The organism is Nonomuraea sp. NPDC050328, from assembly GCF_044459405.1.
In the GTDB taxonomy this organism is placed as follows: Bacteria; Actinomycetota; Actinomycetes; order Streptosporangiales; family Streptosporangiaceae; genus Nonomuraea.
The window spans coordinates 105577-129283 of record NZ_JBITIW010000017.1; the positions used below are offsets into that span (position 1 = coordinate 105577).

The window sequence follows — 23707 nt, forward strand, 5'->3', positions numbered from 1 at the left end:
TGTCAGGACAGGCCGAGCGCACGCAGGCGCAGGCGGTCGAGGGTGTACTGCGGGAGGAGACGGCCGAGGGTGCTCATCAGCCGGGACTTCTTCCCGACCGGGTAGCGGGAGCGCGGCCTGCTCGCGGTGAGGGCGTGCAGCACCGCCCGGGCGACCACCTCCGGGCTCGACCCGGAGCGCTCCTCCTTCAGCCCGGCGGTGGTCATGGTGCGGTAGGCCCGGCCGTACAGCCGCCGCCCCTCCTCGCCGAGCGAGGCCAGGCGGGGCTCGACCTCGTCTTCGAGCTTGTCGACGGCGTCGGTGTGGATGGAACCGGGTTCGATGAGGACGGCGGCCACGCCGTACGGCTTGAGTTCCATGCGCAGCGCGTCGTTCAGCGAGCGGATGGCGTGCTTGGAGGAGCACAACGGCCCGCCGAACGGCAGGGTGATCCAGCTCCCGACCGACCCGACGGTCACCACCCGGCCGCGCGAGGCGCGCAGCTTGGGCAGCATGGCCTGGGTGACGGCGACCTGCCCGAACACGTTCACCTCGTACTGCAGGCGCAACGCGTCCAGCGGGACGAACTCCAGCGGCCCGGTCACGCCGATGCCGGCGTTGTTGACCAGCGCGTCGAGCTCGCCGATCCGCTCGGCCGCCTCGGCGATCCCCGCGGCGTCGGTGACGTCGAGGATGATCGGGGTGACCGACGGGCCGAGCGCCAGGCCGTCGGCCTCCTTGCGCACTCCGGCGTGGACGGTGAAGCCCTCGCGGGCCAGCAGCAGGGCGGTGGCGCGGCCGATCCCGGTGGACGCTCCCGTCACCAGCACGGTCTTGGACATGCGGGCTCTCCTTCCAGGTCAGTAGTAGTCGCGCATCAGCTCGGTGGCCCACTCGGGCTGCACCGTCTCGCCCTGCGGGCCGAACTCGGCCAGGTACGGCTTGATGTCCAGCACCGGCGTGCCGTCGACCGCGTCCAGCCCGCTCACCTGCAGGTCCAGGCCGTCCACGGCGAGCAGGCGGCAGCGGGAGACGCCCAGCAGGTTCGGCCGGTTCCTCCCGCGCTGGGCGAAGATGCCGACCTTCGGCCAGCCGGTGTTGCCCCGGGGGTGCCGGGCCGTGGTGGTGATCGAGGACGGGTCCACGAGGTGGAAGTGGAACACCACCTCCAGGTGCGAGAAGGCCTCCAGCCCGGCCACCGCTTCCGGGGCGAACCGCCTCGCGTCCAGCCGGATCACCGCCTTCTCGGCGTTCCAGTCGTCGTCGGTCGTCTCCATGCGCCCGCCGACGACTGTCGCGACGGGTTCCAGCACGATGCTCTGCACAGGGGTCCTCCCGGGGGTCGGTGTCCATGACCTTAGGGAGCAGGTGCTCGCGGCCGAATCAGTCATGACGACTGAAGCCCCGGACCGCTTCCGCCTCCCGGTTAGGTAGGCACGCGCCGGCAGTTGTTGCGGTAGTAGTGTTGTTGCGCATAGGTTGCAATAACGAAGCATGAGGGGATCCACAGATGGGCCAGTACTCGCTGCCTGACATGCCCTACGACTACGCCGCCCTGGAGCCCGCCATCACCGGCGAGATCCTGGAGCTGCACCACGCCAAGCACCACGCCGCCTACGTCAAGGGCGCCAACGACACGCTGGAGCAGCTGGCCGAGGCCCGCGACAAGGCGCAGTTCGGTGGGCTGGTCGGGCTGGAGAAGACGTTCGCCTTCCACCTGTCCGGCCACGTCCTGCACACGCAGTTCTGGCAGAACCTCTCCCCCGACGGCGGCGACCGCCCCGACGGTGAGCTGGCCGACGCCATCACCGAGCACTTCGGCTCCTTCGAGGCGTTCCAGAAGCAGCTCACCGCCGCGACCGTCGGCGTCCAGGGCTCCGGCTGGGGCGTGCTGGCCTGGGAGCCGCTCGGCCGCCGCCTGATCGTCGAGCAGGTCTACGACCACCACGGCAACGTCGGCATGAACACCACCCCGCTGCTGGTGTTCGACGCCTGGGAGCACGCCTACTACCTGCAGTACCGCAACGTGCGCCCGGACTACGTCACCAAGCTCTGGGACCTGATCAACTGGAACGACGTCATCAGCCGCTACACCGCGGCCAAGGGCGTCTGACCCCACGACCTCGGCGCCCGCCCGCCGGCAATCCTTTCCGATTGGTCCAACCGTCCGGGCGGGCGCCGACACCCGCTCCTACCCTCGGCCACCCGCCCGGGCCTGCAGCGCGTCCAGCACCTCGACGTACTCGCCCGGCACCGCCACCTCCAGCACCAGCCCGCCGTCGGCGATCGCCAGCGTGAAGGCGAAGAACGAACAGCACCCGCTCTCCCGCGCGGCCAGCTCCGCCGCCCGGGCGGCGTTGCCCGGACTGAACCCGAGCTCCAGCCGCAGCCGGGTGGGCTCCACCCGCTCCACTCCCTGCACCGCCTCGGCGAACAACCCGTCGAACTCGGCCACCCGCAACGGCTGCTCGGCCGTGGGCAGCGTGCAGGCCGAAGGCACCCAGCCCAAGCCCAGGTCTCGTGTCATACCTCGACGGTAGACCTGTACATAGGTACCGAAGGCGAGGGCAGAGAAGATGACTCCACAGACCGACCGTGTCGACCACGAACTGATCCAGGCGGCGGCGCACGTCGCGGCCACCCGCTGCCGCGGCGACAACCACACCATGGCCGCCGCGGCCCGCGCCCGGGACGGCCGGATCCTCACCGCGGTGAACGCCTACCACTTCACCGGAGGCCCCTGCGCGGAACTGGTCCTGATCGGCGCCGCCGCCGCCCAGGGCGCCTACGACCTGGACACCATCGTCGCCGTGGGTGACCGTGACCGCGGCGTCGTGCCCCCGTGCGGCCGCTGCCGCCAGGTCCTTCTGGACTACTTCCCCACCCTTGAGGTCATCGTCGCGACGAAGGACGGCCTCCGGACGGTGCCCGTCGCCTCCCTCCTCCCCGAGAACTACGTCTGGGCGGACCACCAGCTCGACGCCGAGGGCGACGCACCCGCCGCAGGGTGAGCGGGTGGTGATGACCAGGTACGGCACAGCACTCGTCCTGGTGGCGCCGCTCACCGGCCCCGCCTTGGCCGCCCCGACCTGACCGCGGGTGGGTCAGGAGGTGGGGCGGAAGTGGTCGGCGTGTTCGCGGGCCCACTGGGCGAAGGTGCGCGCGGGCCGGCCGGTGACCTCCTCGACGGTGGGGTGGACCACGTCGCTGACGCCGGGCGGGCTCATGGCCAGCCGGATGCCGAACTCCACGTAGTCCTCGTCGTACCCGAAGCCGCGCAGCCGGGCGCGTTCCTGCTCCTCGTTCAGGTGCACGAAGGTGAGGTCCTGCCCGATGGCCTCGGCGATGATCTGGGTGCGTTCCGCCGGGGTGAGGGCTTGGGGGCCGGTGATCAGGTAGGTCCGGCCCTCGTGCCCGTCCTGGGTGAGCGCGGCGACGGCCACGGCGGCGATGTCGGCCTCGTGCACCACCACGCTGCGGAAGGTGGCGAGCGTGGACACGGTGCCGTGGGAACGGATCTCGTCGGCCCATTCCAGGGCATTGCCCATGAACTCCGCCAGTTGCAGGAAGGTCCAGCGGATCGCGCTGGACTCCAGGGCGCTCTCGACGCTGGTCGGCGACCAGCCGCACAGGACCGTGGCCCGGGTGATGCCGTGCCGGGCGACGAGGTCGACGATCTCGGGGCCGTTGGTGAGGTCGGCGTCGCCGCCGAAGGTGATCAGGTGGATCGCGTCGACGCCTTCGAGGGCCGGCCCGAGCGTGGAGATGTCGGTGAGGTCGCCCGCCACCACCTCGACCCCGGCCGGGAGACCGGCCTTGGCGGGGTTGCGGGAGAGGGCGCGGACCTCGTGGCCGGCGGCGTGGAGCTGGGCGACGATGTGCCGCCCGACGTTGCCGGTCGCTCCGGTGACGAGAATACGCATGATCTTGGGTCCTTTCGCAGGGGTGTGGTCAGTCGGTGCTGGCGCGCAGGGCGCGCAGCCCGAGGACGAAGCCGAGGACGGCGGTCGCGGCGGCGGCGAGGAATCCGTAGCCGACGTCGGGGGTGAGGATCTGCCCGGCGAACAGGTCGCGTTCGGCCTCGACGACGTGGGTGAGCGGGTTGAACTGCGCGAGGACGCGCATCCACCCCGGCCCCTCGTCGAGGGGGAGCAACATCCCGGACAGGATCATCAGCGGGAACAGGACCGTCTGGTGCACGGTCCAGAACATCCAGTCCTGCTCGCGTACGGCGATGGCCAGGGCGTAGCTGAGCGAGCCGATCCCGACGCCGAGGACGCCCAGGAGCACCAGCCCCAGGACCCCGCCGCCGGCGTCGGGCCGGAACCCGAACGGGATCATGACCACGACGACCACGACGGCCTGGACGACGAGCGGCACGAACTCCTTGACCGCGCGCCCGATGAACAGTGCCGACCGGGCCAGCGGCGTGACCAGGAGCCGTTCGTGCGAGCCGTCCTGAAGGTCGTACTGGAGGTTCGACCCGGTCCCGGCCGTCCCGAACAGCGAGGTCATCACGAGGATCCCCGGGACGAACCACGCCCACGGCGACTGGCCGGCGCCAGCGATCAGCGGGCCGAAGAGAAGCAGGAAGAACAGCGGCTGGATCAGCCCGACGACCAGGGAGAACGGGTCACCGGTCACCGGGCGCAGCTCGCGGGACATCACGATGAGGATGTCGCTCACGACGTTGCGGCGGCGGGTCGGGGTGAGGGTGCTCATGCGGCCTTCTCCGTGGTCAGCTCACTGGCGTCGGCGTCGGCGTCGGCGTCGGTGGCGGGTCGTCCGCCGTCGTCGCGCAGGCTTCGGCCGGTGAGTTCGAGGAACACGTCGTCGAGCGTGGGCAGCCGGGTGTCGGCCGCGACCACGGTGATCCCCTGGTCGAGGGCGGCGGCGATGGCGTTCGGCAGTGCCGCGCGGCCGTCGGTGACCTGGCCGGTGACCACGGTGTCCTGGCGGGTCACCGTACCGACTCCGTCCATGGCGGCGAGGAGCGCGCGCAGGCGCTCGGCGGCTGCGGGGTCGGTGGTCTCCAGGGTCAGCCGGTCGCCGACATGACGCTGTTTGAGCTGGGTCGGCGTGCCCTCGGCGAGGATGCGCCCGTGGTCGATGACGACGATGCGGTCCGCCTCCTGGTCGGCCTCCTCCAGGTAGTGGGTGCTGAAGACGACGGTCAGGTCGCCGCGGCTGCGCATCCCGGTGATGTGGTCCCAGAGGTTGTTGCGGTTCTGAGGGTCGAGGCCGGTCGTCGGCTCGTCCAGGAACATCAGCGCCGGCAGGTGCACCAGCCCGATCGCCAGGTCGAGCCGCCGCCGCTGGCCGCCGCTCATCGCCTGCGTCCTGCGGCGAGCCAGGTGTTCCAGGCCGAGCGCCGAGAGCAGTTCGGCGGCCCGGGCGCGGGCCGCGGCCCGGTCGAGGCCGTAGATGCGGCCCTGGGTGACGACCTCGTCCAGGGCGCGCTGGGTGTGCCCGGAGCTGTTGCCCTGGCCGACGTAGCCGATGCGCTCGCGCACCAGCGCGGCCTGGGTCCGGACGTCGTAGCCGGCGACGCGGGCGGTGCCGCCCGTGGGCGGGAGCAGCGTGGAGAGCATCCGCATGAGCGTGCTCTTGCCCGCGCCGTTGGGGCCGAGGACGGCGACCATCTCCCCTTGCGCCACGGAGAGGTCGATGCCCCGGACGGCCTGGACCTCCTCGCCGTCGGGCGCCCGGAAGGTCCGGGACAGACTGACAGTGTTGATCATGGGTCGGCGTACGCTCCGTTTCCGCTTCGGTGGCTGAACCCATCCTCGCCGGGCTTGTGGCCGGTATATGTCCACAAGTGGCCCTAGGGTGAGGTCATGTCGACCGGTACCCGTGCCCTCGAACTCCTCGGGCTGCTGCAGAACCGCCGCCACTGGCCCAGCCACGAACTCGCGCGCCGCCTCGGCGTCAGCCAGCGCACGCTCCGCCGCGACATCGACAGCCTTCAGGAGCTCGGGTACCCGATCACCGCCACCCGCGGCACCGGCGGCGGCTACCAGCTCAGCCCCGGCGCCTCGCTCCCGCCTCTGGTGCTCAGCGAGGACGAGGCCGCCGCGATCGTCATGGGGCTCCAGGAGATCACCTCCGGCCCGTCCCCGACGTCGGCCGAGGCCGCGCTGAGCGCCATGGCCAAGATCGTCCAGGTGCTTCCGGTGCGGATCCGGCGCCGCATCGACAGCCTGCGGGCCGTCGCCGTCCCGGCGCGGGACCCCGAGGCGCGGGCGGGCCTCACCGACATCGCCTCGCTGACGACCCTCGCCCTGGCCTGCCGGGACGCCGACGCGGTGCAGTTCGGCTACCGCACCCGCGCCGGTGAGACCGCGGACCGGACGGTCCACCCGCACCACATCGTCCGGGTCGAGAACCGCCTGTACCTCATCGCGTGGGACCTCGACCGGGCCGACTGGCGCACGTTCCGCGTCGACCGCCTCGGGGAGGTGAGCCGTACCGGCACGACGTTCGCCCGCCGTCCCCTCCCGGCCGACGACCCCGTCGAGTACGTGCGCGGCCGGATCAGGGCGATGCCGGTCAGGTACTCCGTGCGCGCCACCGTCTGGGCCCCCGTCGAACGGGTGCGGGCGGAGCTCGCGCACTACGGGACGGCCGAACCGATCGACGACACCTCGTGCCGGGTGGAGATCGCCACCGACACCCTGGACTGGGCCACCTTCTGCCTCGGCGCGATCGAGGCCCCCGTGGTGATCCACGGCCCGCCGGAAGCCATCGCGTACATGCGGGCCTGGGGCCGGCGCCTCATCACCGGAACCCAGGACCCGGCGGCGTCAGCGCCCGGCGAGGGGCTGCATGGCCGGTGAGGGGTAGACGGCGAACACCCGCTGGCCGTCGAGCCACGCGGTGAGCCGTCGCGCCTCGGCCGCCAACGCCTCGCGAGCCTGCGGGGCGATGTCGTCTTCGAGCAGGCGCAGCTCGACCACCCCGCCGGGATCCTGCACCCACACCCCCACCACGCGGCCGTCGACCCAGACGGTGGTCCCGGCGTTGCCGGCGCTGTCGAACAACTGGGGCGCGTGCGCGCCGAGGAAGAAGCCGCGCGCCTTCCAGCCCATCACGGTGGGATCGAGCAACGGCAGGAGCGCGACCCACGGCTCGGTGGCGACGACCGGGTCGAGATCGTCCGCGCGCAGCCACGCGGCCGAGCCGTCCTCCAGCGACACCCGCTGCGCGCCGAGGTCCTCCAGCGCGGTGCGGACCGCGGTCTTGGTGCCGCCGAGCCACCAGGCGAGGTCGTCGACGGTGCCGGGGCCGTAGGACCACAGCCACCGGGACACCAGCTCGGCGTAACCCTCCCGCGAGGTGAGCGCCTTCGGCACCTCGTCCCTCCACCACGCCCGAGTAGTCGTCCAGGTCGGGCGGCTGGTGTACCAGGGTCCGGCGTTGGCTGCGCGCGCCACCACGGCGTCCAGGCTGAGCTGCGTGAGCACGCGCGGCGCGATCGCGGCCCGTCCGCCCCAGGGCTTGTCCGGGGCCGTCTCGATGACGCCGGCGGCCTCGGGCACCTCCTGGCGGATCTGCTTCGACGTGCGCGGCACGCCGTCGGCCAGGCAGGCCAGCACCGCCTCCTCCGCGTGCGCGAGCCAGGCGCCTCCCTGCCCCTCGGCCGCCGGCCCCCAGCGTTCGAGGTCCTTGACCAGCCGGTTGCGATGGACCGCGGCCACCCGCGCCGAGGCGCTGCCCCACACCGCCGGCACGAGATCGCGGGGGAAGACGAACAGGGTCTCGCGCATCGACTGCTGCCGGACGAGGGAGCGGGTGTCGTAGAGCGCCCGCTCGACGTCCGCGGCGGTCAGCGCGCCGGCCCGGGCCCAGCAGGACAGATGCACGCTCGGCGGGTCGGTGGCGTGCAGGCACACCACCGCGCGGGCGGCCTCCTCGGCGGAGGCCGCCTTGGCCGTGGGCGTGAGCGCGTGCCGTACGCCCAGGCGGGCGCGGCGCTCCTCATCGGTTACCAGGCGCATGGGGATCATCCTGGCGCAGGGCACCGACAGTTCGAGCCGCGTCCCCGAAGGCGCCTCCCGCACCCGGGGGACGTTGTGTGAGACAACGGTGTATACGGGATTGGTGTTACAGAGGGGGCATGCCATGGCCTGGCTGGTACTGATCGCTTCGGGTCTGCTGGAGGCCGTCTGGGCCACCGCGCTCAGCGCCTCGAAGGGGTTCCGGCGCATCGTGCCCACCGTGGTGTTCGTCGTCGCCATGGCGTTGAGCATGCTGGGGCTGGCCTTCGCGATGACCGAGGTGCCGGTGGGCACGGCCTACGCCGTGTGGGTCGGCATCGGCGCGGCGCTCACCGTGCTCATCGCCGTGGCGCGCGGCCAGGAGAAGCTGTCGGTGGTGCGGGCCGCACTGCTGGCGGGGCTGATCGCCTGCGTCGTGGGCCTGAAGGCGGTGAGCTGAGATGGCGTGGGTGGTTCTCCTGCTCAGCGCGGTGCTGGAAGCGGTCTGGGCCACCGCCCTGGGCGCGAGCGAGGGGTTCACCCGGCCGGTCGCGACCGCGGTGTTCCTGGTCGCGGTCACGCTGAGCATGCTCGGGCTGGGATGGGCCGCCAAGAAGATCCCGATCAGCACCGCCTACGCCGTCTGGACCGGCGTGGGCGCCGCGCTGACCGTCGCCTGGGCGATGCTCACCGGCGGCGAGGCCGTGTCCGCGCTCAAGGTGCTCTTCCTCGCCGGGATCGTGGGGTGCGTGATCGGCCTCAAGCTCATCGAGCCGAAGCCGGCTCCCTGACCGCCCGTCCTCGTGTCGGCGAGCTCGATGCTGAGCCGGCGCGGCCCGTGTCTTCTTCCGGGGCAGGCCGCCGCGGCGTGTCGTCGGGCTTTACGGCTGGCCGGGGCCGCTGCGGATGCGGGCGAGGAGGGCGTCGTGGTCCATGCGGCGTTCGTGCAGGTGCTCCAGCCACCAGTCCACGCCCGCCTCGGCGTAGGCGGCCAGCGACTGGCCGGGGTCGGAGGTGCCGATGAGGGCCAGGCAGCCGGAATGGCCGGGCACCCGGTCGGGCGTCATCGTCATGCCGCCGTCCTCGCCGTCGCCGGCGATGATCCAGCCGTCCCAGCGTTCTGCCCGGCGGACCGCGGCAGGACTCGTGCCGCCGATCCAGATCGGGACCCGCGGCCGTTGCACCGGAAGCGGCGCCAGCCGTACCCCGTCGATGGCGTAGTGGGCCCCGGCATGCCGCACCTCCTCCCCCGCCAGCAGCGCGCCCAGCACGTCGAGGGCCTCGTCGAACTGGGCACCGGAGGGGTACGGCGTGCCGAAGGCGGTGAACTCGGCCTGCACCCCACCCAGCCCCGCGCCGAGGACGACGCGGCCCCCGCTGAGCCGGTCGAGCGTGGCGACGGTCTGGGCGAGCTGCTCGGGCCGGTGCCGGGCGATCGGCGTGACCGCGGTGCCGAGCCGGATCCGGGACGTGGCCCGCGCCGCCCCCGCCAGCACGACGAACGGGTCGGCCGAGGGCACACCCCAGGCGAAGGCGAGGTGGTCCCAGACGAACATGGCCTCCCAGCCGGCCCGCTCGGCCTCCTGCGCGAACTCGATCACGCGTCCGGGCTCCGCGAGGCCACCGAGGATGGCGACATTGATTCCGTAGCGCATGCTTCCACCCTGTCACGCGCCACCGACATTCCCGCCGGCTCCCGCACGGTCTGGCCCGCGGTGAAACCTGCTCGCGGTCAGCCGGGGTGGACGAGGCGCGACTCGTAGGCGAACACCACCGCCTGCACCCGGTCACGAAGCTGCAGCTTGTCCAGGACCCGCCCCAGGTGGGTCTTCACCGTCGCCTCGGCCAGGTGCAGCGCCGTGGCGATCTCCGCGTTGGACAGCCCGCGCCCCACCAGCATCAGCACCTCCCGCTCCCGCGCGGTCAGCAGGTCCAGCCGTCCGTCCCCTCCCCCGCCGCTTCCGTTGAGCAGTTGCGGGGCGAAGGTGTCCAGCAGCCGGCGGGTGATCCGCGGCGACACCACCGCGTCATCGGCCGCGATGGTGCGGATCGCGGCGAGCAGGTCGTCCGGCCGGGAGTTCTTCAGCAGGAAGCCCGACGCGCCCGCCTTGAGCGCGGCGAAGGCGTACTCGTCCAGGTCGAAGGTGGTCAGGATGAGCACTCTCGTCCCCGGGCAGTCCCGGACGATGCGCCGGGTGGCCTCGATCCCGTCCGTCACGGGCATCCGGACGTCCATCAGGACCACGTCGGGGCGCAACCGCCCGGCCAGCACCGCCGCCTCGGCCCCGTCCGCCGCCTCGCCGACGACGGACAGGCCGGGCTGGGTGTCCAGGATCATCGTGAAGGCCATGCGCAGCAGCGCCTCGTCATCGGCCAGCACGACCCGGATGGTCACGCCCGCCCCGCCCTCGCTGAAACACCCGCGTCGTCGGGACGGCCCACGTCTTCCGGGTCGCCCGTGCGGAGGTCCAGCCGGGCCGTCACCTGCCACCCGCCTGCCGCGCGCGGACCGGCCCGGAACGTCCCGCCATAGGCGGCCACCCGATCACGCATCCCCTTGAGCCCGTATCCCCCACCAGCCCCCGGTCTTTGCCCAGCCGGCCCGTCGTCCACGATGTCGACGGTCACCGCTCCCGGGCTCAGCCCGATCCGGATCTCGGCCCGGGTCTGCGGCGGGGCGTGCTTGAGGGTGTTCGTGAGCGCCTCCTGGACCAGCCGATAGACGGTCAGCTGCGCACCTGCCGGAACCTGCCCCGCCGGACCGCGCACCTGAAGATCGACAGCCAGCCCGGCGCCCCGCACCCGATCGGCCAGACCGGGAAGCTCGGCCAGTCCAGGCGCCGGCCGCAGCTCCTCCCGCCCCGGTCCACTCGCGCCCGCCCGCTCCCCGGCTTCCCCGGGTGCGAGGCTGCGGCGCATGTCGGCGAGGGCCTGCCGGCCGGTCTCCGCGATCTGGCTGACCGCCGCGGCCGCCCGTTGGGGAGCACTGTCCCGGACATAGTGCGCGCTGTCCGCCAAGGCCACCATGACCGACAGGTTGTGCGTGACGATGTCGTGCAGGTCCCGCGCCATCCGCGCCCGGTCCTCGGCCACCGCCAGCCGCGCCCGCTGGTCGCGGTCACGTTCCAGGGCGGTCAAGTAGCCCCGCCTGGTCCGCTGGTGCAGCCCGGCGGCCACCGCCGCCCCGGCCATCGCCGCCAGCGCCACCACCGACAGGAGCACCCGCCCCTCCGGCGCCCACCGCACCGAGGCCAGGACCACCCCCACCCCGGTCACCGCCGACGCCACGAGCGGGTACGGCCAGGCGGCCGTCGCCGCGACCGTGTAGAGCGCGACCAGCAAAGCCACGTCGGCCGGCAGTCGCACCCCGGCCAGCCACTGCACCGCCGCCACCGCCGCGATCACCCCGAACACCGCGACCGGCGCCCGCCGCCGCCACGCCAGCGGCACGGTCAGCCCGGCCTGCAGCGCCAGCACGCCCGGCCCGCCGGGCAGCACCTGTCCGGGACCGAGGGTGAGCAGGCAGATCGCGGCGGCCAGCAGGGCGTCCACCGCCCAGGACCGAGCGTTCATGCCGCCACCCTAGGTCACCCGCCTGCGGCGATCGGCTCCTCCTCTAGGAGGAGGGTCAGCTCCAAGTCGTACGGGCGGCTCAGTCCGTGGCCGCTCGTACGAACCTCGTCGCCGCTGCGAGGCTCCGTTTTCACCGACCAGAACGGAGCCCACCCATGCCGACTTCCACCCACACCCACCGCACGGCTGCCCCGTTGGTTGCCGGCCGTACCGGCGCCCCTGTTCTTGCTCGCCGTACGGCTGCCGCCGCCCTCGGCCTGGCAGCCGCGCTCCTCCCCTTGGCAGCGACCTCCGCCACCGCGACGACCGGCGCGACGACCGGCGTGACCGCCAAGCCCCGCGAGCTCACCCTGCCCGCCCCCACCGGTGCCCACCGGATCGGCACCCGCTCGGTCCGCCTGGTGGACGCCTCCCGCCGCGACCCCCTGGTCAAGGCCAAGCCGTACCGTGAACTGATGGTGAGCCTCTGGTACCCCGCCGCCGACTCCCCCGACCCCCTCGCCCCGCACATGGCCCCGAAGGCGGCGGCCGACTGGGACACCCGCTCGGCCCCCGGCATGGGGATCAGGCCGGGCACCCTGGACTGGTCCGGCACCCGGACCCACGCCCGCCGGAACGCCCCCTTCGACCCCACCGCCGGCCGCCTCCCGGTCGTGCTGTTCACCCCCGGCGACGGCGGCCCCCGCACGCTGGGCACCGCCCTGGTCGAGGACCTCGCCAGCCGCGGCTACCTGGTGGTCACCGTGGACCACACCTACGAGGCCGACCAGGTCGAGTTCCCCGGCGGCCGGGTCGAGCGCGCGGTCCCGCTGCCGGACAAGCTCACCCCGGCCGTGATCGCGAAGCTGCTCCGCAGCCATGCCAGGATCCGCCTCGCCGACCTGCGCTTCGTCCTCGACCGGCTCCCGGCCGTCGAGGGGCTGAGCGGGGCGGCGGACCTGTCGAAGGTCGGCGTCCTCGGCCAGTCCATCGGCGGCTCGGTCGCCGCCCACCTCACCCGCGCCGACGACCGCGTGGACGCCGCCGTCAACCTGGACGGCTCCTACGTCGGCCCCGTGGCCCGCACCGGCGCGCGCAAGCCCTTCCTCCAGTTCACCGCGCAGGACCACACCCGGGCCGGCGACCCGACCTGGAAGACCTTCTGGTCCGCCACCACCGGCTGGAAGCGTGAGGTACGGCTGGCCGGTGCGGCCCACGGTTCCTTCACCGACCTCCAGGCGCTCGTCCCCGAGCTGACCGACTTCGTCGGCACCATCGACCCGTCCCGTTCGGTGGCCGCGCAACGGGCTTACGTGGGGGCCTTCTTCGACCTGCACCTCAAGGGCCGGACGACCACGCTGTTCGACGGCCCGGACCCGCGCTACCCGGAGGCCACCGTGTCCCGCTGACCAGCTCTTCGCGGTGCTGGCTCACCCAGTCGTGGTCCGCCTTGACCTGCTCGGCTCACCTACGCCCGAGATCGTGGTGGACGACGGCGCCCGGCCACAGATCGTTGTGACACACGACCTCGCTCGCTCCGGCGAGAGCCGTACCGGCGGTGAGGTCATGAGGCGCCGGGCGAGACCAGGCCGCTCTCGTAGGCCAGGACGACGGCCTGGACACGGTCGCGCAGGCCGAGCTTGGCCAGGATGCGGGCCACGTGGGTCTTGACCGTGGTGGAGCTGAGGGTGAGCCGTTCGGCCAGCTCGGCGTTGCTGAGGCCGGTGGCGAGCAGGCGCAGCACCTCCAGTTCGCGCGGCGTCAGCTCGGCCAGGTCGCGGTGCAGCCCTGACCGGGCGTCGTCGCGGAGGGCGAAGCGTTCGACCAGGCGGCGGGTGATGGCCGGGGCGAGCAGGGCGTCGCCGGTGCGGACCAGGCGGACCGCGCTGACCAGGTGCTCGGGTCTGACGTCCTTGAGCAGGAACCCGCTGGCCCCGGCGCGGAGGGCGGCGTAGACGTAGCGGTCGAGGTCGTAGGTGGTCAGGATCAGCACCTTGGTCTCCTGCGACCCGGCCTCGGTGATCCGGCGGGTGGCTTCGATGCCGTCCATGCGCGGCATCCGGATGTCCATCAGCACCACGTCCGGGCGGGTACGGCGGACGGCGGCGATCGCTTCCTCGCCGTCGGCCGCCTCGGCGACCACGTCGATGCCGTCGGCGCCGAGGATCATGCTGAAGCCGGTCCTGACCAGCGCCTGGTCGTCGGCGATGACGGCACGTAGGGTCTCGCTCACGCGCTCCTCCACGGGATGCGGGCGAGGAGCCGGAAGCCGCCGCCGTGGCGGGCCGCCTCCAGGGTCCCGCCGTAGAGCGCGAGCCGCTCGCGCAGCCCGATGAGGCCTCTGCCGTTCCCGCTCACGGCCCGCGCCGGATCGCCGCCGGTGTCGGTGACCTCGATCCGCAGGTGCTCGCCGTCGTGGCCGACCACCACCGCCGCCGCGGCCCCGGCGGCGTGCTTCATGGTGTTGGTCAGTGCCTCCTGCACCACCCGGTAGGCGGCCAGGCCCACCCCGTCGGGCAGGGGTTCGCGGGGTGGCGTGAGGCTCAGCTCGACGTCGGTTCCCGCGGCGCGCACCCGTTCGACCAGGTCCTCGATCTCGCCCAGGCCCGGTTGCGGTTCCAGCCCGTCGGGCCGCGCCCGGTCCTCGTCGCCGGCCAGCAGGCCCATGACGTTGCGCAGTTCGGCCATGGCCGCCCGGCCGCTGGCCTCGATCGCCTCCAGTGCCCGGCGCGTCTGTTCCGGGTGCGCGTCCATCACCTTGCGCGCCGCCCCGGCCTGGATCACCATCACGCTCACATTGTGGGTCACCACGTCGTGCAGCTCGCCGGCGATCCTGGAGCGCTCGGCCTGGACGGCCTCGCGCATCGCGCTCTCCCGCTCCCGGCCGAGCGCGGCCAGCCGCTCGCGGTTCTGCCGCCACACCTGCACGAGCCCGGCCAGGGCGCCGGCGCTGATCAGGATGACGTACGGCCCCAGCCAGACGGGCAGGCTCGGCACGAGGTCGCGCTCCAGCGCCCCGGCGACGATCGCGCCGGCCAGCAGCGCGGCCACCGCCACGGCCCGGCTGCGGCTGTGCGCGACGGCGCTGTAGGCGGCGATCGCCGCGGCCAGCACGGTGATCCAGGTCTCGCCGCCGTCCATGATGAGCACCGCGAGCAGGACGACGCCGAAGGCGCCCACCGGGTGGCGGCGCCGGTAGGCCAGGGGCAGCGTGGTCAGCGCGACCAGGGGGAGCGGCGCTTCGCTCTGATCCGCCGGAAGGGTGATCGGCCCGGTGCCGGTGGACGGCAAGGACGGCAGGGGTGGCGGCGGGGGCGCCAGCCGTACTAGCTCGGCGACGGGGCTCGGCTGCTCGCCGCCGGGGTGGCGAGGCCCGGAGCCGTCGGCCGTCAGCAGCGCGAGGGCGGTCAGGACGAGGGCGAGCACCAGGTCGGCGCGGTGCGAGGGGCGCAGCAGGCCGGCCAGGCGCTGCCATCGGGATCGAGGTGCCGCGAGCATCAGGACATTGTGCCGTTCGGGCGATATGTCGTGCATCGTGCTCGATGACCGTCCGGAGTACATCGCAGGGATGACCCGGCGGCGGGTCGTCCTCCAGGACGACCCGATTTCGGCGCAGCGACCGACGTGCCCGGACCGCGGGTTCTCTTAGCGTCGGGCCGGCCAGAACGTCTGCTGAGAGGACCGATATCCGTGCGCCGAATGGCCATCGTCACCGGGGTGCTCACCCTCACGGCCGCCCTCACGGCCCAGCCCGCCTCGGCGGAGGGACGCCTGCCGTACCTGGAGAGACCGACGGGAGCGCGCAGCGTCGGCACCACCGCCCTGCACCTGACCGACACCTCCCGCCCCGATCCGTGGAAGGCCGGAGCCGACACGCGTGAGCTGATGGTGTCCCTGTGGTACCCGGCGAAGGGGAAGGGGCGCGAGCGGGCGCGCTACATGACGCCGAAGGAGTCCGAGCTGCTGCTGAAGGACGAGAAGGTGCCCGGCGTGGCCCCCGACCTGCTGAGCCGGACGCGCACCAACGCCTTCACCGACGTACGGCCCGCAGGCCGCGGCCTGCCGCTCGTGGTGCTCTCCCCCGGCTTCTCCAAGCCGCGCAGCACGCTGACCGCGCTGGCCGAGGACCTGGCCAGCAAGGGGTACGTGGTCGCCGCCATCGACCACACCTACGAGAGCGTCGCCACGACCTTCCCCGACGGCCGGGTCACCACCTGCATCCCGTGCGAGGGCCCGCGCACCCCCGCGCTCTTCGTCAAGCTGCAGCGGGGCCGCGCGGCCGACGTCTCCTTCGTGCTCGACGAGCTGACCAGGCGCTACCCCACCCTGATCGACCCCGCCAGGATGGCCATGGCCGGGCACTCGGTCGGCGGCGCCAGCACCATCGCCGCCCTGGTCAAGGACTCCCGGCTGCGCGCCGGGATCGACCTCGACGGCACCACCGACGCCGAGATCCTGACCGGCGCCCTGGCGCGTCCCTTCCTGTTCCTCGGCAAGCCGTCCACCTACACCCCCGGCACCGGGCCCGAGGCGGCGAGCTGGGAGCGCGACTGGAAGCTGATGACCGGCTGGAAGCGGTGGCTGCTGGTGGACGGCACTGTGCACGCGTCGTTCAACGACATCGGGCCGCTGGCCGAGCAGCTCGGGCTCGACGTGGGCGCGAAGCTGCCCGGCAAGCGCGCGCTGGCGATCACCCGCGCCTACGTGAGCGCCTTCTTCGACACCCACCTGCGCGGCAAGAAGCGGCCGCTGCTCGACCAGCCGTCCGCGCGCTACCCCGAGGTGCGCTTCTGCGCGCCGGACCGCGGGCGCTGCTGAGCGGGTGGCGGGAATCGGGCGGACCTTGACCGGACCGGCCCTGTCCGCGGCGGGCGGTTCGCGGCGAGAATCACCCGAGTACGGCTGTGGCGTTCCATTCGTTCTGGAGGGTGCACCGTGGTGCTGCGTGATCTGCCGGGGACGGCAGCGGGAGCTCGCGTATGAGGGCCGCGTTCGAGGTGGCGCGGGTGTTCGACGGCGAGCGCCTGCTCGACGGGCCGCACGTGGTGCTCGTCGAGGAGGGGCGGATCGTCTCGGTCGAGCCGGGCGTCCGGGCTCCGGACGGCTGGCCGGCCCACCGCCACGACGGCACGTTGCTGCCGGGGCTGATCGACGCCCACGTGCACCTGTGCGCGGACAGCGGTCCCGGCGCGCTCGACCGGCTGGCGGACAGCGACGCCGAGCAGGTGGCGGCGACCATCGAGGCGTCGCTCCGCACGCACCTCGCGGCCGGCGTCACCACCGTCCGCGACCTCGGCGACCTGCGTGACGCGGTGCTGCACTGGCGAGGCGGCGGCGCGCCCGGCCTGCCGTACGTCGTGGCCTCGGGCCGGCCGCTCACCAGCGCCGGAGGGCACTGCTGGACGCTCGGCGGCGCGGTGAACGGCGTGGACGAGCTGCTTCAGGCGGTGCGGGAGCGGGCCGCGCTCGGCGCCGACGTGATCAAGATCATGGCCAGCGGCGGCGTGCTCACGCCGGGGACCGACACCACCAAGGCGCAGTTCAGCGGGCACGAGCTGCGCCAGGCCGTGGACGAGGCGCACCGCCTCGGCGTCCCGGTCACCGCGCACGCGCACGCCCTGGAGGCGGTACGGCTGGCCACCGACGCGGGCGTGGACGGCATCGAGCACTGCACCTGCCTCACCGCCGACGGCGTCCGCCTCGACGACGAGCTCGTGGACCGCCTGGCCGGTTCGGGGATCGCGGTCTGCGCGACGCTGGGCTCCGACCCCGCCATCGTCGTCCCGCCCGAGGTCATCGCCTACGCGGCCCGGGCCGGCATCACCGAGGCGGCGCTCCAGGAGACGGCCGCCCGGCTGCGGGCGGGCGGAGTGCGCATGGTGGCCGGGTCCGACGGCGGCATCGGCCCGGCCAAGCCGCACGGCCTGCTCCCCCGCACTTTGGAGGAGTACGTGCGCTCCGGCTGGCCGGCGGAGGCCGCGCTGGCGGCGGCCACCTCCGTGGCGGCGCACGCCCTCGGGCTGGCCGGACGGAAGGGCCGCATCCAGCCCGGCCGGGACGCCGATCTCCTGATCGTCGCCGGGGATCCGACGCGCGACATCACGACCCTCCTGGAACCGGTCGCGGTCCACCTCGGCGGGGCGTGACCGTCAGTCGAGCAGGTCGCGCCGGGCGGCGCGGTCGCGGAAGACGTGGCGGTAGGTCTTCGGGGACTGCCCGGTGAGGCGGCGGAAGTGGTGCCGGAAGTTGGCGGCGGCGCCGAACCCGGTCCGCCTGGCGATCCGGTCGATCGTCTCGTCGGAGGTCTCCAGCAGCTCCTGCGCCAGCCGTACCCGCTGCTGCAGGAGCCACTGCTTCGGGGTGAGGCCGACGACGTCGCGGAAGCGGCGGGCGAGGGTGCGCTCGCTCATCCGGGCCGCCTGGGCGAAGTCGGCGACGGTGAGCGGCTGGTCGAGGTGCTCCCTCGCCCAGTTCAGCACCGGCGCGAGGGCGTCACCGGTGCCGGGCCGTACCAGCAGCCTGGCCACCTGCGCCTCGGCCGCCTCGCGCGGCGGCGGGACGACCATCCGGCGGGCGACCTCGGCGGCCACCGCGGCGCCGTGGTCGAGCCGGACGAGATGAAGGCACAGATCGATGGCCGCGGCCGTCCCGGCCGAGGTCAGGACGTCGCCGTCGTCGGTGTAGAGCGCTCGGGGATCGACCTCGACCGCCGGGAAGCGGCGGGCGAAGTCGCCGGCGTTCATCCAGTGGGTGGTGACCTTGCGCCCGTCGAGCAGCCCGGCGGCGGCGAGCACGTACGCGCCGGTGCACAGCGAGACGACCCGGCGGCCGTGCTCGTGCGCCGCCCGGACCGCCTTGACCAGGAGCTGGGGCGGGTTGAGCTGGATGCCGCGCGCGAGCGCCGGGACGATGACCGTGTCGGCCTCGACCAGGTCGTCGAGGCCGTGTCCGGAGGCGATCCGGAGCCCGGCCGCGGTCCGCACCTCGCCCGGCTCCACCGCGCACAGGCGCAGGTCGTACCACGGGTCGGCGAGGTCGGCGCGGTCCACGCCGAACACCTCGCACGGCACCGCGAGCTCGAAGGCCGGCACGAGGTCGGTCACGGCGACCGCGACCACGTGCGGGCGGCGGCGGCCGGAGGAACTGGGCATGACGCCATCCTCCCCTTCCGCGGCCGGTCCGGGATCAGCCCGCCTGGACGAACTGGCAGAGGATCGGGCCGCCGGGCGTCCACCCCGGCTCGTTCGCCAGGATCCTCTCCGTGTGCGCCTCGATCGCCGGCCGCCACCGCCCGTTCCCGGTCGGCCGGAAGACCTTCACGACGTCCGGCGACCTGACCGGGGATGCGTAGCCGCCCCGGCGAACGGCACGGCCGACCGGTGGTCCAGCCAGGCCGTGAAGGTGAGCGTGCGGGCTGTTCACCATTCGCGGTTCTCGGTCCCTCCACCGGTGATGCGCACGCTGTCGGCCGAGCTCGGCAGCGCGGTGACGGTGGCGAGACCGGCGGCCAGGGTTCCGGCGGTCAGCAGGATCGTGATGAGGCGTCGCATGATTCCTCCGCTCGTTGGGCGATGACGGATTCATGCTGGCAGCCGTGCCTGGGCGGCGATGAGACCGAGAACTGCCGTTCTGCGACGACTATCCGCCACTCCGATGTGCTTGCCGGGAACGAGCATGAATGTTCAAGCCTCACCGGCACCCGGCTTCCCAGACTGGAGCACGTAAGCACCGCTCGACATGGGAAGAGGCGATGGACATGCGGATCACGCGCGACTCCACCTGGCACACCGCGGAAGTGATCTGGGGTGCTCCCGACGTCATCTGGGGGTAGGCCGGTAGGGCGCGGCTCCGTGAGCCGCGCCCTAGCGGGTGGCGGCGCAGAGGCTGCGGACCCGCTGGTCCAGTTCGACGACCACCGGCTTCCGCCACCCGTCCGGGTAGCTCTCGAGGTTCACCGCCCCCAACGCCTCGGCCAGCGCCTCGTAGCGGGCGTCGGCCTCGGCCGCCGCGTCCGCGAGCCGCTCGGCGCCGATGCGCCGGGGCGCGTCACCGTTGTCGGTGCGCCAGCTCGGCGACCGGTGCAGGCTCTCGCACGCGGTCCCGGCCAGGGAGTCGAGCGGGCGGGCCGCCCCGCAGTGGCCGGTGACCGCGGCCAGGGCCTCGTTGATCGCTGGAGCGTCCGGGGCCGAGGAGCCGGTGACCGCCTTGGCCAGCCGTACGAAGGCCTCGGCCAGCGGGCGGTGCTCCGGGTCGGTCGCCGCGGCGGCGGAGGCGAACTCCATCCCGGCCAGGATGCGGTTGGCCGAACCCGAGGTGCCGGCGACGAGGCCGCACGCGATCTCGGCGTCCCGATCCACAACGGACGTGCGGCCGACGGCGAACCACGCCGCCAGCGCGGCGGCGACGACGAGCGCCGCGATGACGGCCTTCTTCGGCGCTGACAAACCGGCCTCCGCAGGACGAGGGAAAGGGGCTACGTCATGGTCGGCCGTCGAGGGTGGCGCCGGCTTGAAGATTCATGCTCAGTTCCCGCCGCAACTCGCTGGGCGTACGGCCGGCGTACTGCTTGACCACCCGGCACAGGTGGGCCTGGTCGGCGAAGCCGTACGCCGCCGCGAGCGTGCTGAGCCCGGCCGTGCACCCCTCGGACAGGTCCTGCAGCACCCGCCGGACCCGCAGCTCGTTGCGGTAGTCGGTGAGCGTGCGGCCGGTGACCTGCCGGAAGACCCGGCTGAGGTGGTGCGCCGACGCGCCCACCCGAGCGGCCAGCTCGTCCAGTCCGGCGGACAGGTGCTCCGTCGCGAGCGCCTCCTGCACCGAGGCGACGAGCCGGCCGTGCGCCTCCCGCGTGGCCGGACGCCGGGACGCGGCGGCCTCGGGGGCCGGGCCCAGCGAGCCCAGCAGGCGCAGCACCCGTTCTGCGGCCTCGAAGCCGTCCACGCCCCGCGTCGTGGCGGCCAGCAGGCTCCGGTGGCGCAGGTCGAACCGGGTCGGCGGCGCGAGCAACCAGTCCGAGGCCGCGGCCAGCGCGTGCGCGTCGTACAGTTCGGCGGTCAGCCCGATCACGGTGCAACGCTGGCCGCCGCCGGCGGTGAAGGCGAACCGCTCCTCCGTGCCTTCCCTGCTGAGGTAGCCCCGGCTGGGGTCGAGGAAGGCCGCGCGGCCGTCCGCTTCGCGGCGGAAGGCCCCCGCCCGGACCAGAACCACGGCCCAGCCCTCGTCGGGCTCGACCGGCGACCACCGGGCCGAACCGCCGACGCAGGTGACATCGTCCAGGACCAGGTCACCGATCCGGGCCAGCCGTCGCCGCCGCAGGATCCGCTGCCACTCCATCAGACCCGCCTCCAGCCCACCTCGCCGCCGGTGCCCGGCCGACGGCAAGGATAGGCGGACGGAGAGGGGCTAGTCCCAGGGCGGGTCCACCCGGTCGTGCGTGCGCAGGTTGTCCGCCCTGGCCAGCGCCCGGGTCTCGGGCGTCACGCAGACCTTGTCGCCGATGAACGCCTCCCGCCACACGTACCCAGGGACGCAGGTCTGCGGGCCGTACGGTCCGTCGACCCAGCGGGAGGCGGCGAGGCCGTTGTCGACGAGGATCTGCTCCCGGGTCGAGACCGGCACGCAGACCTGGTCGCTCTCGTCGGCGCCCCGCCAGACGAACCCGGCCTTGCAGGCGTTCGGCCCCCACAGGTTCTTGATCGGGTTCCGCCGGCTCTCCGCGGCCTTGTTGTCGTTGGCCACCTGGCCCCGGGTGAGCGGCGTCACGCAGACGAGGTCGCCGGGGACCGCGAGCCGCCGGACCCGGCCGAAGGTGCAGTTGCCGTACTCGTCCACGTACTCCGCCGCGTTGCGGTTGTCCATGGCGGTCTGGTCGCGGACCGCGGTGCTGACGCAGGTCACGTCGTGGGGCATGGCCTTGCGGTGCACCCAGTCGCCCAGGCAGGTCTCGATGAGCGTCTTGCTGACCGAGACGGTGACGATGGCCGAATTGGCGCCCACCTCGTCGACCTTGATGGTGACGCCGTTGGCCGACACCCGTTGGATCGGGTCACGGTTCGGCAGGCTCATGTCGCGCATCAGCCGGGGCAGCCCGCCCTCGACCGAGTGGATGAGGACGGTGTCCTTCGGGATGCCTTCGCTCAGGCCGGTCTTCTTCCTGAACTCGACCGTGTTAGCGGTTGAGGTTCTTCACGTCGTACGGCACGCGCACCATGAGCGTGCCGGGCAGGTCCTGCCGTTCGATCGGGGCGAGCTGCACACTCGTGGTCACCTGGCCGTCCTTGCCCGCGGTGAGCACGCGGTTCTGCGGCAGCCAGCCCACCTCGTCCAGGCGCGGGGCGTTGAAGCCGATGGCGCCCTGCCCGAACTTGTCGCTCCAGCGCGAGTGGTGGATGTGGTCGACGCTCATGACGTCCCAGTGATCGTCGTACTCGCCCGGCTGCGACCAGTCGTAGCGCTTGAGCGTCAGGTCGTCGGAGAAGCCGTGACCGACGCCGAGGGTGTGCATGGCCTCGTGCACGGCCCAGGCCGAGTTCCAGCCATGGGCGTCCAGCAGGAAGGCGGTGCCGTAGGCGCCGGAGTCGATGTCGCCGGCGTTGAGCATGACCGCGATGCGGTGCTCGGGCGGCGGCGTGTAGCCCGCGGCCCTGACCGTGCGGACGCACTGGTCGATGCGTTCGGCGCGAGGGGCCTCCTTGGACTGCTGCCAGGTGTAGGGCATGGTGAACCAGCCCTTGACCACCGTTCCCCCGGTGGTGGCGCGTCCGCGTGACTGGGACGCGATGAAGTCGTGCAGGCCGCGCTGACCCGCGCCGACCGGCGTGAAGAGCTCCTCGAAGAACAGCCGGTCCCGCGGCTCCCCGGGCCGGTCGGCGAACTTGCACATCAGGACGGACCAGTTGAGATACCCCTGCACCGGCGTGGCTTCCGCCGGATGCAGGGGTAACAGGAACAGGACGAGGAAGGCGAGCAGGATTCGTTTCACGATCTCGATGGAGCCATCCCGTACTTGGAGGCCGCTTGTGCCTCAGTGGGGAGCGGCGCGCGGCTCACGGGTGCAGATTTCGGTCACTCTGGGTAAGGCAGATGTCACCGTCCCGGAGCGTCCCGGGGTGTCCACAGGCGCGGCCTGCAAGGCCGCATGACACGGAGTGACCATGACCGAGATCCCACCGCCGATCACGCCCTACCTCGAACCGGCCGCCAAGGAGCTGGCCGAGGCGACCGACCCGCATCCGCGCATCTACGAGGTCCCGCCGGAACAGGGCCGCCAGATCCTGCTCGACCTGCAGAGCGGCCCCGGCGTGCCCCGCCCGGAGGTGGACGAGGAATGGGTGAAGGTGGACACCGGGCAGTGGGGGACGATCCGGGTCCGCATCATCCGGCCCAAGGGGGCGAGCGGGCCGCTGCCGGTGGTGTTCTACATCCACGGCGCCGGCTGGGTCTTCGGCGACGACCAGACCCACGACCGCCTGTTCCGCGAACTGGCCGTCGGCGCGGGCGCGGCCGGGGTGTTCCCGGTCTACGACCGGGCGCCCGAGGCGAAGTACCCCACCCAGGTCGAGCAGAACTACGCCGTGGGCCAGTGGGTCATGAAGCACGGCGCCGACCACGGCCTGGACACCTCACGGATCGCGGTCACCGGCGAGTCGGTCGGCGGCTGCATGTCGGCGGTGTTCGCGCTGATGAACAAGGAGCGCGGCGGGATCGACCTCAAGGCCCAGGTGCTGCTCTACCCGGTGACCAACGCCGACTTCGACACCCCGTCCTACCTCCAGTTCGCCGAGGGCTACTACCTCACCCGCGACGGCATGAAGTGGTTCTGGGACGCCTACACCACCGACCCGGCCCAGCGCGCCGAGGTGTACGCCTCCCCGCTCCAGGCCTCGCTGGAGCAGCTTCGCGGGCTGCCCACGACGCTGGTCATCACCGACGAGGCCGACGTGCTGCGCGACGAGGGCGAGCAGTACGCCAACAAGCTGCGCGAAGCCGGCGTGGACGTGACCTCGGTCCGGGTGGCCGGCATGGTCCACGACTTCCTGCTGCTGGACAGCCTGCGTGACACCCGCGCCGCCAACGTCGCCCGCAAGCTCGCCGTCGACGCCCTGAAGACCGCGCTGCACCCGCGGTAGGCGATCCGTGCCGCTGCCCAGTGTTGACACCGCTCACATGTCGCGCCTACTCTCATGTGTGCACCGCTAACA

At 72.9% G+C, this 23707-nt stretch carries 28 protein-coding genes; 9 read left to right on the forward strand and 19 right to left on the reverse strand.

Translation table 11 applies throughout. The annotated features are described in order from the left end of the window. Nucleotides 1–2: 2 nt before the first annotated feature. Complete coding sequence (locus tag ACIBG7_RS41460) at nucleotides 3–821, reverse strand: SDR family oxidoreductase (RefSeq protein WP_357935729.1); 819 nt, start codon at nucleotides 819–821, stop codon at nucleotides 3–5. Between the two features lie 18 nt (nucleotides 822–839). After that, on the reverse strand, nucleotides 840–1304 hold the full coding sequence (locus ACIBG7_RS41465) for an SAM-dependent methyltransferase (RefSeq protein ID WP_397339829.1): 465 nt from the start codon (nucleotides 1302–1304) through the stop codon (nucleotides 840–842). A gap of 185 nt (nucleotides 1305–1489) precedes the next feature. On the opposite strand from ACIBG7_RS41465, the gene ACIBG7_RS41470 reads away from it, so the two are divergent. After that, nucleotides 1490–2092 (forward strand): superoxide dismutase, encoded by a 603-nt coding sequence (locus ACIBG7_RS41470; RefSeq protein WP_397339830.1) that lies wholly within the window; start codon nucleotides 1490–1492, stop codon nucleotides 2090–2092. A gap of 78 nt (nucleotides 2093–2170) precedes the next feature. Here ACIBG7_RS41470 and ACIBG7_RS41475 read toward each other — a convergent pair whose 3' ends face one another. Further along, on the reverse strand, nucleotides 2171–2506 hold the full coding sequence (locus ACIBG7_RS41475; protein WP_357935721.1) for a hypothetical protein: 336 nt from the start codon (nucleotides 2504–2506) through the stop codon (nucleotides 2171–2173). A 49-nt stretch (nucleotides 2507–2555) separates the two neighbouring features. Between ACIBG7_RS41475 and ACIBG7_RS41480 the strand changes: the two genes are divergently transcribed. Then, nucleotides 2556–2990 carry a cytidine deaminase gene (locus ACIBG7_RS41480; RefSeq protein ID WP_397339831.1) on the forward strand — a complete coding sequence of 145 codons (435 nt, stop codon included), beginning with the start codon at nucleotides 2556–2558 and terminating at the stop codon, nucleotides 2988–2990. 93 nt (nucleotides 2991–3083) lie between these two features. On the opposite strand, the gene ACIBG7_RS41485 is transcribed toward ACIBG7_RS41480, so the two are convergent. The 3 genes from ACIBG7_RS41485 to ACIBG7_RS41495 are packed head-to-tail and all read right to left on the reverse strand — an operon-like array spanning nucleotide 3084 to nucleotide 5720. Beyond that, nucleotides 3084–3902 carry an NAD(P)H-binding protein gene (locus ACIBG7_RS41485; protein ID WP_397339832.1) on the reverse strand — a complete coding sequence of 273 codons (819 nt, stop codon included), beginning with the start codon at nucleotides 3900–3902 and terminating at the stop codon, nucleotides 3084–3086. 28 nt (nucleotides 3903–3930) lie between these two features. Further along, complete coding sequence (locus ACIBG7_RS41490) at nucleotides 3931–4701, reverse strand: ABC transporter permease (RefSeq protein WP_397339833.1); 771 nt, start codon at nucleotides 4699–4701, stop codon at nucleotides 3931–3933. Beyond that, a complete protein-coding gene (locus ACIBG7_RS41495; protein WP_397339834.1) occupies nucleotides 4698–5720 on the reverse strand; it encodes an ATP-binding cassette domain-containing protein in 1023 nt (340 codons plus the stop codon). Before ACIBG7_RS41495 ends, ACIBG7_RS41490 begins: the two co-directional genes overlap by 4 nt. Nucleotides 5721–5816: 96 nt before the next feature. Here ACIBG7_RS41495 and ACIBG7_RS41500 point away from each other — a divergent pair, with 96 nt between their 5' ends. Further along, the gene (locus ACIBG7_RS41500; RefSeq protein ID WP_397339835.1) at nucleotides 5817–6815 is read left to right on the forward strand and encodes a helix-turn-helix transcriptional regulator; all 999 of its coding nucleotides are present in this window, start codon (nucleotides 5817–5819) and stop codon (nucleotides 6813–6815) included. On the opposite strand, the gene ACIBG7_RS41505 is transcribed toward ACIBG7_RS41500, so the two are convergent. Beyond that, nucleotides 6783–7976: a winged helix DNA-binding domain-containing protein gene (locus tag ACIBG7_RS41505; protein WP_397339836.1), complete on the reverse strand. Its 1194-nt coding sequence runs from the start codon at nucleotides 7974–7976 to the stop codon at nucleotides 6783–6785. The genes ACIBG7_RS41500 and ACIBG7_RS41505 overlap by 33 nt on opposite strands. Nucleotides 7977–8100: 124 nt before the next feature. Here ACIBG7_RS41505 and ACIBG7_RS41510 point away from each other — a divergent pair, with 124 nt between their 5' ends. Further along, nucleotides 8101–8415, forward strand: a complete 315-nt coding sequence (locus ACIBG7_RS41510; protein WP_397339837.1) for a DMT family transporter — start codon at nucleotides 8101–8103, stop codon at nucleotides 8413–8415. A gap of 1 nt (nucleotide 8416) precedes the next feature. Next, nucleotides 8417–8746, forward strand: a complete 330-nt coding sequence (locus ACIBG7_RS41515; RefSeq protein WP_357935699.1) for a multidrug efflux SMR transporter — start codon at nucleotides 8417–8419, stop codon at nucleotides 8744–8746. 90 nt (nucleotides 8747–8836) lie between these two features. On the opposite strand, the gene ACIBG7_RS41520 is transcribed toward ACIBG7_RS41515, so the two are convergent. The 3 genes from ACIBG7_RS41520 to ACIBG7_RS41530 all read right to left on the reverse strand — a co-directional run bounded on the left by ACIBG7_RS41520 (nucleotide 8837) and on the right by ACIBG7_RS41530 (nucleotide 11528). Beyond that, nucleotides 8837–9610: an LLM class flavin-dependent oxidoreductase gene (locus tag ACIBG7_RS41520; RefSeq protein ID WP_397339838.1), complete on the reverse strand. Its 774-nt coding sequence runs from the start codon at nucleotides 9608–9610 to the stop codon at nucleotides 8837–8839. Nucleotides 9611–9687: 77 nt separating this feature from the next. Beyond that, complete coding sequence (locus ACIBG7_RS41525) at nucleotides 9688–10350, reverse strand: response regulator (protein WP_397339839.1); 663 nt, start codon at nucleotides 10348–10350, stop codon at nucleotides 9688–9690. Next, the gene (locus ACIBG7_RS41530; protein WP_397339840.1) at nucleotides 10347–11528 is read right to left on the reverse strand and encodes a sensor histidine kinase; all 1182 of its coding nucleotides are present in this window, start codon (nucleotides 11526–11528) and stop codon (nucleotides 10347–10349) included. Before ACIBG7_RS41530 ends, ACIBG7_RS41525 begins: the two co-directional genes overlap by 4 nt. 155 nt (nucleotides 11529–11683) lie before the next feature. On the opposite strand from ACIBG7_RS41530, the gene ACIBG7_RS41535 reads away from it, so the two are divergent. Beyond that, nucleotides 11684–12916 (forward strand): alpha/beta hydrolase family protein, encoded by a 1233-nt coding sequence (locus tag ACIBG7_RS41535; protein ID WP_397339841.1) that lies wholly within the window; start codon nucleotides 11684–11686, stop codon nucleotides 12914–12916. A gap of 155 nt (nucleotides 12917–13071) precedes the next feature. Here the strand turns inward: ACIBG7_RS41535 and ACIBG7_RS41540 are convergent, their stop codons facing one another. Continuing rightward, nucleotides 13072–13740: a response regulator gene (locus ACIBG7_RS41540; protein ID WP_397339842.1), complete on the reverse strand. Its 669-nt coding sequence runs from the start codon at nucleotides 13738–13740 to the stop codon at nucleotides 13072–13074. Next, nucleotides 13737–15005, reverse strand: coding sequence for a sensor histidine kinase (locus tag ACIBG7_RS41545; RefSeq protein WP_397339843.1), 1269 nt, complete (start codon nucleotides 15003–15005; stop codon nucleotides 13737–13739). The genes ACIBG7_RS41540 and ACIBG7_RS41545 overlap by 4 nt, the downstream gene beginning before the upstream one ends. Nucleotides 15006–15206: 201 nt before the next feature. Here ACIBG7_RS41545 and ACIBG7_RS41550 point away from each other — a divergent pair, with 201 nt between their 5' ends. Together ACIBG7_RS41550 and ACIBG7_RS41555 are read left to right on the forward strand one after the other, a co-directional pair. Further along, nucleotides 15207–16325 (forward strand): alpha/beta hydrolase family protein, encoded by a 1119-nt coding sequence (locus ACIBG7_RS41550; RefSeq protein ID WP_397339900.1) that lies wholly within the window; start codon nucleotides 15207–15209, stop codon nucleotides 16323–16325. Nucleotides 16326–16486: 161 nt separating this feature from the next. Continuing rightward, nucleotides 16487–17653 carry an amidohydrolase family protein gene (locus ACIBG7_RS41555; protein ID WP_397339844.1) on the forward strand — a complete coding sequence of 389 codons (1167 nt, stop codon included), beginning with the start codon at nucleotides 16487–16489 and terminating at the stop codon, nucleotides 17651–17653. Between the two features lie 3 nt (nucleotides 17654–17656). Here the strand turns inward: ACIBG7_RS41555 and ACIBG7_RS41560 are convergent, their stop codons facing one another. The 7 genes from ACIBG7_RS41560 to ACIBG7_RS41590 form a co-directional block, all read right to left on the reverse strand. Continuing rightward, nucleotides 17657–18658, reverse strand: a complete 1002-nt coding sequence (locus ACIBG7_RS41560; RefSeq protein WP_357935676.1) for a helix-turn-helix domain-containing protein — start codon at nucleotides 18656–18658, stop codon at nucleotides 17657–17659. Nucleotides 18659–18692: 34 nt separating this feature from the next. Then, complete coding sequence (locus tag ACIBG7_RS41565) at nucleotides 18693–18827, reverse strand: hypothetical protein (RefSeq protein WP_397339845.1); 135 nt, start codon at nucleotides 18825–18827, stop codon at nucleotides 18693–18695. 98 nt (nucleotides 18828–18925) lie between these two features. Continuing rightward, entirely contained in the window at nucleotides 18926–19057 is a 132-nt protein-coding gene (locus ACIBG7_RS41570) for a hypothetical protein (protein ID WP_357935673.1), read from the reverse strand. A gap of 312 nt (nucleotides 19058–19369) precedes the next feature. Next, entirely contained in the window at nucleotides 19370–19951 is a 582-nt protein-coding gene (locus ACIBG7_RS41575) for a hypothetical protein (RefSeq protein ID WP_397339846.1), read from the reverse strand. A 34-nt stretch (nucleotides 19952–19985) separates the two neighbouring features. Further along, nucleotides 19986–20840 carry a helix-turn-helix transcriptional regulator gene (locus tag ACIBG7_RS41580; protein WP_397339847.1) on the reverse strand — a complete coding sequence of 285 codons (855 nt, stop codon included), beginning with the start codon at nucleotides 20838–20840 and terminating at the stop codon, nucleotides 19986–19988. Between the two features lie 69 nt (nucleotides 20841–20909). Further along, complete coding sequence (locus ACIBG7_RS41585) at nucleotides 20910–21572, reverse strand: hypothetical protein (RefSeq protein WP_397339848.1); 663 nt, start codon at nucleotides 21570–21572, stop codon at nucleotides 20910–20912. Nucleotides 21573–21675: 103 nt separating this feature from the next. Continuing rightward, nucleotides 21676–22488 carry a hypothetical protein gene (locus ACIBG7_RS41590; RefSeq protein WP_397339849.1) on the reverse strand — a complete coding sequence of 271 codons (813 nt, stop codon included), beginning with the start codon at nucleotides 22486–22488 and terminating at the stop codon, nucleotides 21676–21678. 172 nt (nucleotides 22489–22660) lie between these two features. Between ACIBG7_RS41590 and ACIBG7_RS41595 the strand changes: the two genes are divergently transcribed. Further along, on the forward strand, nucleotides 22661–23635 hold the full coding sequence (locus ACIBG7_RS41595) for an alpha/beta hydrolase (RefSeq protein ID WP_397339850.1): 975 nt from the start codon (nucleotides 22661–22663) through the stop codon (nucleotides 23633–23635). Nucleotides 23636–23707: the final 72 nt, after the last annotated feature.